The following is a 12,916-nucleotide window of genomic DNA, read 5'->3' as shown; positions in this document are numbered from 1 at the left end:
CATGATGCGCGCCGGCAGCAGCGCGGGCGTGTCGAAGCCGCGCAGCTCCGCCTCGGCGCGCGCGAAGCCGGCTTCGGCCTGCGCCGCCAGCTCGCGCGCCGCGGCCGCCACGCCGGGCTGCGCCATCATGGCCGTGGCTTCGCCATCCATCACGCCATGGTCAGCCAGCAGGTCGGCCGGGAGGTAGACGCGGTCACGCGCCGCATCCTCGTCCATGTCGCGCAGGATGTTCACCAGCTGAAGCGTGCGCCCAAGCGCAAGCCCGAACCCCGCCGCCTGCGGCGCGCCGAAGATGCGCACCGCCATCGCCCCCACGCTGCCCGCCACGCGCCGGCAATACAGGTCGAGCGCGGCGGCATCGGCGATGCGCAGGCGCGGCGCGGCGTCGGTCTCCATGCCGGCGATCATTGCCTCGCATTCCTCGACGGGAAGGGCGTAGCGATCGCGGGCATGCGCCAGCTCGCGCGAGAGCGCGCAGTCGGGCCGCGCAAGCTTGGCGCGCCAATCAGCGAGGAAGCGACGCTTCTCGGCCTCCGGCATGGCGCCGTCGGCGATGTCGTCCACCGCGCGGCAGAAGGCATAGACCGCCCAGAGCGCGCGCCGACGGTCGCCGCGCAGCGCCGACATACCCTTCGCGAATGAGGACCCCGCGGCGGCCACGCGCGCGCGCACCAGCGCCGCGTCGGACGGACCACGGAAGGGGCTGGCTGCGAAGGCAAGCGCGAAATCCGGCTTGCCGAGCGCCACCCGTCCCTGCACCGGGTCGCTTGCACGCAGCCGTGCGAGCAGCCGCCGCGCCAGCGCGATGGTGACGGTCGCTTCCATCGCCAGGCGCATCGATCCGATCAGGCGTGGCAGGCCGGCTGCGGCATCGAGCCGTTCCTCCACCCGGTCCAGCGCCGCATCCAGGACCGCGCGGCGCGCGCTCGTGTTGCCGGGATCGAAGAAGGCGGCCTCGCCCCCCGCCAGCGCCATCCAGGATTGCGGCATGTAGATGCGATCAAGCGCCTCGCGGTCTGGCACCAAGTCCTGCAGGTGGTTGAGGACCTGCAGCGCGGTGCACAGCGCATCCGATGCCGCCGCCGCGTCCGGCGCCTCTACGCCATGCAGCCGGAGCAGCATCCGCCCGACCGGGTTCGCCGAGGACGCGCAGTAACGTTCCAGATCGGCCCAGTCGGCATAGTGCCGCTGCGTCGCATCCTGCCGGAAGGCCACCAGCATCGCGCGCGCCTCCGCCGTGCCGCTGCCCGCCGCATGCAGCGGCCGCGCGGCGGGTTCGGCGGTGGCTGGGTCGTCCAGCGCGCGCTCCAGCGCATCGAGCCGCGCGAGTTTCCCCTCAGGCGTCAGCGCGGCACTGTCGGCGATATCGTCCGCCGTGCGCACGAAGCGGTAGAAGCCCATCACCTTCGGCCGCAGCGCGCGCGCGAGCAGCAGCGAGGCGACCGGAAAGTTCTCGCCATCGGCGTCGCGCGTCGGCGGGCCGATGGCGACGGTCCCAGTCACGACGCCTCGGGCGCGGCGTAGGCGCGGCCCTTCCAGCCTTCCTTGCGCCCCATCAGGAATCGCGCCAGCGCGGTCCACTGGATCGCCAGCGCCACCACCACCGCCACCGGATGCAGCAGGATCGTCCAGTAGGGTTCGCCCGTCCGCTTCGTGATGGCCATGCGCAGCGCAAAGACCAGCGCCACCGCCATCGCCGCCTGCCAGGCCGGCAGCAGGAAGAAGGGCCACAGATGCGCCCCCGCCAGCACCACCGTCCAGACCGGCAGGCCGATCGGCGTGGCCATGCCCTCGCGCGCGTTCTTGAGGAAGCCGCGCCAGGCCTCATTGAAGTCCGGGTACATGCGGCAGCGCGCGATGTTCGCACCCAGCACGATCTCGGTGCGGTGGCCCTCGGCGCGCAGCCGCCGCGTCAGCTTCAGCCCGTCATGCAGCGTGGAGCGCACCGCGCCATGGCCGCCCACGGCCTCATAGGCACGGCGTTCGAACAGCATCATCTGCCCGCAGCCGGCCGCCAGGCCCGGATGCTTCGTGAAGGCGCGCCCGCCACCGGGCAGGTAGCCGATCAGCAGAAGGTTGATCATCGGCACCGTGACACCCTCGCCCCAGGTCAGCATGCGCTGCCGCGGCACGCCGCTGACCAGCGCGAGGCGATGCGTCACCGCATGCCCCACCAGCGCAGCCGCGGCATGCGGGTCGAGCCGGACATCGGCGTCGATGAACAGGAAATGCGTGCCGCGTGCCGCCTCGGCCAGGCGCGCGCAGGCGTGCATCTTGCCCGACCATCCCTCGGGCAGGGCAGGGGCTTCGACCAGCCGCAGGCGCGGATCGCTGGCGGCGAGCCGGCGCACGATCTCGGCCGTGCCGTCGGTCGATCCGTCGTCCATCACCACGACCTCGACCTTCGCCCCGAACTGGCCGAGCGCGTGCTCGAGGCAGTCGGCGATGTTCGCCGCCTCGTTGCGCGCAGGGATCAGGATGGAGACCAGGGCGTCCTCCGGCACGCGGCCCTGCGGGTCGCGCACCAGGGAGAGGTTGATCGCGCCGATCACCGCGGGAAACACCGCGAGGATGAGGGCGATCCAGGCATAATCCGCGATCACGGGGTACGCTCCGGCTGCTGGTCGTGGCGGGGGTCGAAGCGCTGGCCACGCAGCACCGCGCCCAGGCGGCGCCAGGTCTGGTAGACGCCGCCCATGCCCTCGTGGCCCTGCACCAGCGTGGTGAAGCGGTCGGGGTCGCGGGCGATGGCATCCTCCACGAGCCGGTCATGCGTGGCTTCCAGCGCCGCCGCCAGGCGCACGGCGCGCGCGTCGCGGTCCAGCGCCAGCAACTCGGCCGCCGGGATGGGCGCGCCGAAGGCGACCAGCATCTCCGCCTTGCGCTCCCCCCAGAAGGGGTAGTCGAGCGCGAGGGGCACGAAATGCGCGCCGGGCGCCATCTCCGGCAGCCGCGTCATGCCCGGTGCCATCGGGATGGGCCGCTCGCGCGGGTCGGCGAAGCGCCCCGGCGCGTTGATCCAGAGAATATGCGAGGGGTCCTTCAGCACGTGCTCGGCCGTGCGCAGGAAGGCGACCGTGCCGCGCGAGGAGCCGGTCTCGATCCCGAACACGCCCAGGCGCCGCATGAAGGCGTACTTGTTCAGCGCCCATTCGGCCATCGGCGTGAATAGCGGCCGGTCCTTCAGCAGGCGCCGGTACAGCAGCATGAAGGCTACCCCGTCCCACCAGGACGGATGGTTGGCGAAGATCACGCCCGGCGCGCCGCGCGGCACCTCGGGCATGCCCCAGCGCGCTATGCGCACGGCACGCATGTGGCGGCGCGTGAAGCGCGTGAACATGAAGTTGAAGAAATCCAGGTGGCGCTCCGAGCGGAGCGCCACCGGATCACGCCCTGGCGTCCCGGCCCGGCCCTTCATTCTGCGGCGAGCAGCGCGTCCCTGAGCCCCGCGCGTTCCGCAGCCTCGGACATGCCGCGCCCGCCCGCGTCGCGATCCATCGCATCCGCGGCGATCCAGCCGGACATCATGACCATCGGCATGCCCGGGCCCGGATGCGCCGCGCCGCCGCACAGGTACAGCCCCTTGATCGCCTTCGACCGGTTCGACGGCTTGAAGGCGCCGAGATACGCGCCGTGCGAGGCAAGGCCGTAGATCGCACCATCCAGCACCTTGTAGCGGTTGTGGATGTCGACCGGCGTGAGAGCACGCTCCACCACGATGCGCTCCTCAATGTCCTCGAGGCCCGCGGTGCGCTTCAGCTTGTCGAGGATCGTCTGGCGATAGGGTGCGAACATCTTCGACCAGTCATGCCCCGGGCGCAGGTGCGGGGTGTGCACCAGGACATACAGCGCCTCGCCACGCTCGGGCGCGGTGGTGGGGTCGGTGCCCGCGGTCGCGGCGAGATACGCGGTCGGGTCGGGGGCCGGCACGCCCTTCTTGTAGATCGCGTCGAACTCCTCCTCGGCATCGCGGGAGAAGACGAAGCAGTGATGCGCCAGGTGGTCGTAGCGCTTGTTCAGGCCGAGGTAGAGCACCACGCCCGAGCAGGCGGGCTCGAAGCCCTTCTTCTCGATCTTGCGCGCGGCGTCGCCCTTCACGAGTTCGGTGTAGGTGCGCACCGCGTCCATGTTCGAGATCAGCGCGTCGCAGGCAATGCGCTCGCCATTCGCGGTCACCGAGCGCACGGCGCCGTTCTCGATCTCGATCGCCGTCACTTCGGAATCGGTGCGCAGGTCCGCGCCCAGATCGGTCGCGAGCTTCGCCAGCCCCTCGGCCACCGCGCGCGTGCCGCCCTCGGGGTACCACACGCCCTCGCTCGCCTGCATGTCGCCGATGCCGCACAGCACCGCCGGCGCGAGATACGGGTTCGACCCGACATACTGCGTGAAGTGGTCGAGCATCTGCGCCAGGCGCTCATCCGGCACATGCCCGCGGATCACCTTCGCGACGGTCCTGCCCATGCGCAGCGCCAGGATGTCGCGCAGCACCTCCGGCTTGAAATTGTCGGCGAAGTTGAGCGTGTCGCCGATCCCCTCGACCGGCTTCCAGAAGAAGAACTTCTCGCTGACCTCGTGCAGGTGCCGCGAGACGTCCTGGAACTTGCGGTAGCCCGCGCCATTCCCCTTGCCCGGCGCGAAGCGGTCCATCGCCTGCGCCATGGTGTCGACATTCGCCATCAGGTCGATGCGCGTGTTGTCGTCGAAGAAGCAGCGCCACTGCGGGTCGAGCCGGATCAACGGCAGCTCCGTCGCCTGGTCGCGCCCGGCCTCGGCGAAAATGCGCCGCAGCACGCGCGGCACGGTCAGGATGGTCGGGCCCATGTCGAAGCGGAAGCGCCCCGGCCCGTTCGGGTTGTCCAGGTGCAGCACCGCCGCCTTGCCGCCCAGCCAGGGGTTGCGCTCCAGCAGCGTGACCTGGTGCCCGCGCGCCTGCGCGACCGCGGCGGCGGCGAGGCCGCCGAGCCCGCTGCCGATGACGACGACTTTCGAACCCATACTCGTATCCTCCCGGTCAGTCGCCGAGCGCAGGCTGCGCGGCGCCGACCCTGTCATTCGCTTCCACCCCCGGCCGCAGGCCGAGGTCTTCCATCAGCAGGCGCGAGCTGATGCGCGCGCCCTCGTAGATCACCGGCAGCCCGCTGCCCGGATGCGTGCCGCCGCCCACCAGGTACACGCCCTCGGCCTTGCCGAAGCGGTTGCGCGGGCGGAAGTGCATCATCTGTCGCACATTATGCGCCAGGTTGAAGGTGGCGCCGTAGCCCACCGCGTATTCATCCTGCCAGTCCTGCGGCGTCACGATGCGTTCGTAGCGGATGCGCGATTCCAGGTCGTGCAGGCCGAGCGCCTTGAGCCGGTCGAGCGCGATGCGGCGGTAACGCTGCGTCTCCGCCGCCCAGTCCTGCCCGCCATGCAGGTTGGGCACCGGCACCAGCATATACAGCGTGGAATGGCCTTCCGGGGCCAGGGACGGGTCGGTGCCCGCCGCCGCCTGCACGTACAGGGACGGGTTCTCGGGAATGATCCCGCCCTCGATCTGCTGCAGGTTGCGTTCGTAATCCTCGGCCAGCAGCACGGAGTGGTGCGCGAGGTCGAGCTTCCCCTCGATCCCGAGGTACAGCATGAAGGTCGAGCAGGAATAGCGCGCCTTCTCGATCTTCGCGTCAGGCCATTGCGGGCGCAGCGCCTCGGGCATCAGGCCCGGTATGGCGTGGGCGAAATCGGCATTCACCACCACCGCATCGGCGGCGTGGCGCTTGCCGCGCACTTCGACCCCCGCGGCGCGATTCCCCTCGAAGGCGAGGCGGTCGACCTTGGCGTCGAAGTGGAATTCCACGCCCAGGCGTTCGGCCACGCGCGCCATCGCCTCGCTCACCGCGCCGCAGCCGCCGCGCGGGTGGAAGATGCCGTGCTCGTATTCCAGGAAGGACAGGATCGAGAACATGGACGGGCAGCGGAACGGGCTCATGCCCAGGTATTTCGACTGGAAGGTGAAGGCGAGCCGCGTCCGCGGGTCGCTGAAATGCCGCTTGAGATCGGTGTCGAGCGACGCCCAGGGGCGCAGGTAGCGCAGCCCGTTCATCACCTCGGGCGCGAGGTAGGTCATCAGCCCGTGGAAGGGCCGTTCCAGCACCGGGCGGAAGGCCTCGAGCTTCGTGCGGTTGTCCTCCATGAAGGACCGCAGGCCCTTCGCATCCGCCGGGTTCAGCTTGGCGATCTCGGCTTCCATCCGCCCCATGTCGGGCGAGGCGTCGAGCGTGACGGGGTTCGACCCCTCGAACACCAGGCGGTATTGCGGGTCGAGGCGAATGAGATCCACCTCGCGGTCGAAATCCGCGCCGCAGGCGGCGAAGATCTCGCGCAGGATGCGCGGATACAGGAAGAAGGTCGGCCCGATGTCGAAGCGGTAGCCACCCGGCGCGGTGACGGTGCGCGTACGCCCCCCCACCACCGAATCGCGTTCGAAAACGGTGACCCGCGCGCCATTGGCGGCCAGGATCATGGCGGAGGCGAGTCCCCCCGGCCCGGCGCCCACGATGGCGACGCGCGGGCGGGTCCGGGAAAGGGCGGGCAGCGAGGCGTTCATCCGGCTCATTCTGTCAGGTTTGCGTCTGCGGAGATTGCATTGCCGGCCGGCCATGCAAGGGCATGGGCCTCATGCGGCCAGCGCCCCGGCGATTTCCGCCACGCGCCCACCGGCCCGCGGCAGCAGGCGACGCAGGTAGAAATCGGCGATCGGACCGTAGGTGGAAGAATCCTCCGCCGCGGCGCGCGCGACCATCCAGCCGCCGAGCACCCAGCCGGCGGCCTCGAGATAGGCCACCGCCACGGACTGCGCGGCCTCGGCATCGCGCCCCTGCGCGTCGAGCACTGCCGCGGTCGCCTCCTCCAGCGCCGCCACCGCGCTGCGCAGCCGGGCATCGGGCGTGCGCTTCACCTCCGCGAGCAACGCGCGCATCGCCGCGCCGCCATCCTTGGCCACCTTGCGCACCAGCAGGTCGATCGCCTGGATGCCGTTGGTGCCCTCGTAGATCGGCGCGATGCGCGCATCGCGCAGCACCTGCGCCGCGCCGGCATCCTCCACGAAGCCCATGCCGCCATGCACTTGGATGCCGGTGGAGGCCGTCTCGACGCCCCGGTCGGTGCACCAGGCCTTCAGGATGGGTGTCAGCAGCGCCAGGCGCTCGAGCGCCGCCGCATCGCCGGTCAGCGCATGGCGATCGACGCAGAGCGCGGTCTCGAGCGCCAGCAGCCGCCCGGCCAGCGTGGTCGCGCGCATCTCCATCAGCATGCGCGCCACATCCGGGTGGTGCGCGATCGCCCGCCCGCCCTGCACGCGCTGCTCCGCATAGGCTTCCGCCAGCCGCAACGCCGCCGCGCCATGCGCGACACCCTGTGTGCCGACGCCGAGCCGCGCATTGTTCATCATGGCGAACATCGCCGGCAGGCCGCGATGCGGCTCGCCCACCATCTCGGCCTCCGCGCCCTCGAACAGCATGACGCAGGTGGGGCTGGCATGGATGCCCAGCTTGCGCTCGATGCCCCCGGCGCGCAGCGCGTTGCGGCTGCCGTCGGCCTTCACCTTGGTGCAGACGAAAAGAGAGATCCCCTTCGATCCCGGCGGCGCTTCCGGCAGCCGCGCCAGCACCAGGTAGACGATGTTCTCGGTGCAGTCCTGCTCGCCCCAGGTGATGTAGATCTTCTGCCCGTGCAGCGCGTAGCGCCCGTCGCCCAGCGGCTCGGCACGCGTGCGCAGCACGCCCAGGTCGCTGCCCGCGCCCGGTTCGGTCAGGCACATGGCACCCGACCATTCGCCGCTGACCATCCTCGGCAGCAGGCGCGCCGCCTGGTCGGGGGTGGCGTGATGCACCAGGCAGTCGATCGCCCCCGCGGTCAGCAGCGGGCCCAGCATGAAGGAGGTATCCGCCGCCATGCCGAGCTCCGTCATGGCGGTCCACAGCGCCGCGGGCAGCCCCTGGCCGCCATGCTCGACCGGGGCGGAGAGCGACTGCCAGCCGCCCTCGACCCACTTCGCATAGGTCTCGCGGTAGGGCGTCGTGACCACGCCATTGGCGTAGACCGCGCCGGTGCGATCGGCGGCCTGGGCGCCGGGCAGCAGCACCTCGGTGCAGAAGCGGTCGGCCTCGGTGACGATCTGCGCGATGTCCTCGGCCGAGAGCGGCGCGCCGGCCGCCTCGGTGAGCGCCGGCAGCCCGACCACGCGGGTGAGGCCGAAGATCAGGTCTGCGGCAGCTGTTGATGTCATGCGGCAACGGGCTCCAGCGCGGCGAGCAGGCCAGGGGCGGGCGCGGCCTCGCCCGCCGCCCAGGGGGCGAGCGTCGGCATCAGCGTCGGGTCGGACGTCGCCGCGGCGAGCGCGAGCCCCAGCACCGGCGCGAACTTGAAGCCGTGCCCGGAGAAGCCCGACATCACCAAGCATCGCGGCGCGATGGCTTCGACCACGAAGCGCTCGGCATCCTCGACATCGTAGTAGCAGGCCCGCGCGCCGATCACCCGGTAGCCCGCCATGTCGCGCAGGCGCGGCCGGGCGAAGGCCAGGATCTCCTCGACCTCGGCCGCGGTCGCCTCGCGCGGGTCGGCCTCGGCATCGCCGGTGCGGGAGAAACGGTGGTCGCCGATCTTGAGCGGCGTGCCCGCCACCGGCGGCACCGCGTAGAAGCCGCCATCCTCCGCGAGGTCGAGCAGCATGGGCGCGCGCACCCAGCCCTCGCGGTGCTGCGCGGGGGGCTCGAGCAGCACCAGGATCTGGCGGGACGGCACCACGCGCGGCGCCAGCGATCCGGGCAGCAGCCGCGGCGCCCAGGGGCCGGCGGCCACCACCAGCAGGTCGGCGCTGCGTTCCCCGCCATCCGCCAAGCGCAGAGTCGCCCGCGCCGGGTCCACGGCAACCGCCCGGGCGCGTTCGAACACCACCCCGCGCGCCGTCAGATGCCGCGCCAACCCCGCCACGATGCGCTCGGCCAGCAGCACGCCGCCGGGTTCCATGTGGAAGGCTGCGCCGATGCCGGCCTCGGTGAAGATCGGGAAGCGTGCCGCGACCTCGGCGGCCGTCAGGTCGGTGAAGGCGAGGCCATCGGCGGCCAGCGTCGCGCGGCTCTCGCCCAGCCAGCCATCCGCACGGCCCGAGACCGCCAGCACGCCGGTGCCCACGTGCAGCACCTCGCCGATGTCGCGCCAGACCTGGTCCCAGGCGGCATAGGCCGGGTCCACCATCCGCATGTAGCCGGCCTCCGCGCCATAGGCGTGCCGGATCAGCCGGTGGTGATCCACCGAGGCGCCGCGCGGATTCGGCACAGGGTCCTGCTCGACGATGCGCACCGAGAAGCCCTGCCGCACAAGCCCCCAGGCCGCGGAGAGCCCCATGATGCCGGCGCCGAGCACCAATGCGGTGGGGGAGGAAGCCATGCGTCCATCCTATGCCTCGCCCGTGGGCAAGTGTGAACACTCCACCGACAGGATGATGCGCCCGGTCAAGTTTTCCCCCGGGCCAAGGCCCCGCATCGGGCCGTGGGCGGCCAGCCCCGGCCGGTTCGGCACATCCGGCAGGTGGGAGGACGGCTCGACACACAGCACCGCCCGGTCGCGCGGCGCATAGACCTGAAGGTTGGTCGCCAGCGCGCCGCTGGCGGCGATGGTGAGCGCCAGCCCCGGCCAGGCTATTCGCGCCACCCCGTCCCAGCCGGCGAAATGGGTGTCGAGGCCGAGGAAGGCGGCCTCGCCCCCGTCCAGCCCCTCGCAGGGCGTGGCTTCGACAGGCAGGCAGCGCGCGTCGTGGGCGAAGCGCGTGGTGGCGCGGAAGGACAGGCGCGTGCCGGGCGGGCGGAGGAACCACGGGTGCCAGCCGGCGCCGAAGGGCAGGGGGGCCTCGCCGGCATTGGTCACCGCCATGTCCAGCACGAAGCCATCGGCCGTGGCGGCGTGGCGCATCCGCGCTTCGTAGCGGTAGGGTCCCGCCGCCACGGATTGCACCAGCACCGCTTCGCCCTGCCCGGCCGCCTCCACCCGCCAGGCGCGGTCGCGCGACAGGCCATGGATGGCGGTGCCGTCTGCCACCCGGTTCACGGGCAGGCGATGCGCCCCGAGCCGCCCGCCATCCAGCCGGTTCGCCCAGGGGATCATCCAGAAGGCGCCGAAGGGACCACCGAGGCGCTCGCCGGCCGGTACCGGCACCAGGATGTCCTGCCCGCGGAAGCGCAGCGCGGTCATGCCGCCGCCATCCTGAGGCGCCAGCGCCGCCTGCCACCCGTGCCCGTCGAGGATCAGCCCGTCCATCGCGCCATTGCAGCGCGGCGGCACGCCGCTGGCGAGACGGAAAAGCCACCGCCCCGGCGCCGTGCCCGCGCGGACTGCTGCGCCGCCGGGCCTCAGGCGAAGGCGCGCAGCGCCAGCCAGGCGCCGAGCAGCCCCAGCGCCACTTGCACGACATTGCGGAAGGCAGCCTCGTCCAGCCGGGACTGCAGCCGCCGCCCCGCCTCCATGCCCGCGAAGGCCGGCAGCACTCCGGCCAGAGAGGCCAGCCCGATCCCCACCGGCACCAGCCCGCCCCCTGCAAGTGCGGTCGCCAGCGCCCCATTCACCAGCACGACGCCGAGCCCGAACCCCTGCACGAACTGCTCCCGCGGCAGGCGAATCGCCTGCAGCCAGGGCGCGGCCGGCACCAGGAAGCTGCCGGTCAGTCCGGCGATGGCGCCCGAGAGCGCGCCCATCGGCGGCCCCAGCCAGCGCTCGGCGGCGGGGGAGGGCGCGGGCAGCCGTGGTGCCGCCAGCGCCAGCGCCGAGGAGCCCACCAGGACCACCCCCAGCGCGCCCGACAGCAGCAGCGCATCCGTGCGCGCGATCTGCCCCGCCGCGGCGAAGGTCGCGATCGCCGCGCAGGCCAGGAACACGCCGATGCGGGGTGCGACCGCGCGCAGTTGTCCGCCGGCGAAGGCCTGCCAGGCATTGGTGGCGAGCGAGGGCACCAGCATCAGCGCCATCGCCTCGGGCAGAGGGCGCACGAGCGCCAGAAGCGCGATCGAGACGGTGGGCAGCCCGAACCCCGCCACGCCCTTCACGAGCCCGGCGATGAGGAAGACAGGGATGATGAGGAGGACGTCGGCCATGGCGCGATCCTGGCGCAAGGCGCGGGGCAATGCTGCGGCCCATGCCGAAGCAGGGCACGGCCAGCGCGGCGCGATGCCGCCGCGTGCCCGCACCACCCGCCCCCGAAGCGCCCGATCCGGATCGCCCGCACGCTTGGTCGATCCACCCTCCGCCCGGCCCCTGCGGTCACGCCGCCGGGCGTATGTCCGAGAATCTCGGCACCGGCCCGCATCCCCGCCCGGCTACCCGACGACGGTATCCCGAACTGGCGGCCGGGCAGGGGGAGCGTGCAGTTGCCGGGCTGCACGATGCGCCGGACGGCGCGCGCCCAGGTGGCCTCTCAGCCCTCCGGCGCAGCGGCCGGAGGCGGTCGCAGCGCCGCCATGCGCGCCCGCACCTGCTCGGCATCCGTCAGCGCCCCGGCGTAGCGCGGCGCCAGCCCCAGCATCGCCGCCAGCGGCAGCAGCCAGATGATGCGCGCCCCGTAGCGGTCCACCGGCGCCGAGAGCGCCCCGGTCGCGAAGGCATTCACCGCCACCGCCACCAGCAGCCCCACCACCAGGGCCGCGCGCACCCGGTCGCCGCGCCACAGCGCCAGCACCAGCCCGGCCAGGGCCAGCGCCAGGCTGGCCAGCAGCGCCGGGCGATGCGGCAGCAGGAAGGGGGCGGCCAGCGCCGGCAGGTCCCCGCGCATCTGCGCCGCGGCATCAAAGGCCGCCAGTTCGCTGGCGGGCATCGTCGCGATGGCCCGCCGCGCCGAGGCCGCCAGGTGCCGGTTGCCCAGCGTATCCCCCACCGCCACCATCCCCGCCTGCGCGAGGGTATTGCGTGCCATGGCGGCGGCGACCTCGCCTGGGCGCTCGCGCAACGTGCGGGCGATGATCTCGCTCGCCTCGGGCGCCAGGCGCATCGCCCCCATCGGGATCGGCGTACCGTTCGGCTGGCGGTTCGGCGGGCCCTCGGCGCTCCAGAGGAAATGGTCGCTGTCCATCGGCATGCGTGCGGCGAAGGCGCACAGGTGCCAGCCGGCGCGTGGGCATGCGGAGCGGATGGTGTGCGCGGCGGGTCCATCCGCCTGCAGCCGCGCCAACAGGAATACCGCGCCATGGGGAGACAGCGTGGGCTTCCCGAAGGCCCAGGCATTGGCGGCGACCAGCGCGCCGGCGGCGACCGCGATGGGCAGCGCTGCGCGCAGAGGCGCCAGCACGCCGCGCGTCGCCACGGCGACGAACACCACCAGCGCCAACGCGGTCGGCAGGTGCGACAGGTGTGCCGCCACCGCGAAGGCTCCAAGCAGCGTCAGCCACGCCGCCTCGCCGGGCGAAAACCGGTTCCGCGCCAAGCCCAGCAGCAGCAGGCACAGCGGCGCTACCGCGGCGAATACGTCCGGCATCAGGGTGGAGGCGAACCAGGGCAGCGAGGTCAGCGCCGCCAGCCCCGCGCACAACGCCACATGTGCCCCCGGCGTGATGCCGCCGCGCGCCGCGCGCTGCGCCAGCCACAGCAGGTGCGAGACCACGACCACCTGCCCCGCCAGCGCCGGCCACAGCGACCAGCCCCAGTGAAAGGCGTGCAGGAAGGGCCCGTAGGCCGGCGACTTGTCCCAGGGCCATTCGGGAAACAGCGTCTGGCCGAGGTAGGAGACGCTATCGATGAAGACCAGCGGATAGCCGTTCAGCACGGCCGGCCAGGCCAGAAGCGCCGCGCCGAGCAGGATCGCGGCGAGCGACATGGCGCGGCGCAGCGGGGGCGGGCGGCGCCAGGCCGCCGCCGCGCCGGCGTCGGCCACGGGGCTTGCGGTGGCCTCCGGCGTCGG

At 72.4% G+C, this 12,916-nt stretch carries 10 protein-coding genes; all 10 read right to left on the bottom strand.

The genetic code is table 11. The features are described from left to right. Nucleotides 1–1,503: squalene/phytoene synthase family protein (locus HW578_RS14990; RefSeq protein WP_198371357.1), on the bottom strand; the 1,503-nt coding region annotated here is incomplete at its 3' end. Then, on the bottom strand, nt 1,500–2,603 hold the full coding sequence (locus HW578_RS14985) for a glycosyltransferase (RefSeq protein WP_198371356.1): 1,104 nt from the start codon (nt 2,601–2,603) through the stop codon (nt 1,500–1,502). The genes HW578_RS14985 and HW578_RS14990, both read right to left, overlap by 4 nt. Further along, the gene (locus HW578_RS14980; RefSeq protein WP_369407899.1) at nt 2,600–3,382 is read right to left on the bottom strand and encodes a lysophospholipid acyltransferase family protein; all 783 of its coding nucleotides are present in this window, start codon (nt 3,380–3,382) and stop codon (nt 2,600–2,602) included. Before HW578_RS14980 ends, HW578_RS14985 begins: the two co-directional genes overlap by 4 nt. A gap of 32 nt (nt 3,383–3,414) precedes the next feature. Next, nucleotides 3,415–4,995, bottom strand: coding sequence for a phytoene desaturase family protein (locus HW578_RS14975; protein ID WP_198371354.1), 1,581 nt, complete (start codon nt 4,993–4,995; stop codon nt 3,415–3,417). Between the two features lie 16 nt (nt 4,996–5,011). Next, nucleotides 5,012–6,583, bottom strand: a complete 1,572-nt coding sequence (gene crtI, locus HW578_RS14970; protein WP_232478982.1) for a phytoene desaturase family protein — start codon at nt 6,581–6,583, stop codon at nt 5,012–5,014. Between the two features lie 69 nt (nt 6,584–6,652). Further along, nucleotides 6,653–8,263 (bottom strand): acyl-CoA dehydrogenase, encoded by a 1,611-nt coding sequence (locus HW578_RS14965; RefSeq protein ID WP_198371352.1) that lies wholly within the window; start codon nt 8,261–8,263, stop codon nt 6,653–6,655. Further along, nucleotides 8,260–9,423: an FAD-dependent oxidoreductase gene (locus tag HW578_RS14960; RefSeq protein ID WP_198371351.1), complete on the bottom strand. Its 1,164-nt coding sequence runs from the start codon at nt 9,421–9,423 to the stop codon at nt 8,260–8,262. Before HW578_RS14960 ends, HW578_RS14965 begins: the two co-directional genes overlap by 4 nt. A gap of 9 nt (nt 9,424–9,432) precedes the next feature. Continuing rightward, the gene (locus HW578_RS14955; RefSeq protein ID WP_198371350.1) at nt 9,433–10,290 is read right to left on the bottom strand and encodes an aldose epimerase family protein; all 858 of its coding nucleotides are present in this window, start codon (nt 10,288–10,290) and stop codon (nt 9,433–9,435) included. Nucleotides 10,291–10,382: 92 nt separating this feature from the next. Further along, nucleotides 10,383–11,120 carry a sulfite exporter TauE/SafE family protein gene (locus tag HW578_RS14950; protein WP_198371349.1) on the bottom strand — a complete coding sequence of 246 codons (738 nt, stop codon included), beginning with the start codon at nt 11,118–11,120 and terminating at the stop codon, nt 10,383–10,385. Nucleotides 11,121–11,440: 320 nt separating this feature from the next. After that, a partial coding sequence (locus HW578_RS14945; protein ID WP_232478981.1) for a hypothetical protein occupies nt 11,441–12,916 on the bottom strand: 1,476 nt, incomplete at its 5' end.

The sequence above is a fragment of the Roseomonas rosulenta genome, assembly GCF_016106005.1.
Taxonomy (GTDB): Bacteria; Pseudomonadota; Alphaproteobacteria; order Acetobacterales; family Acetobacteraceae; genus Neoroseomonas; species Neoroseomonas rosulenta.
Note: the sequence above shows the minus strand (reverse complement) of the source record. Positions and strands in the feature narration are given on the sequence as shown.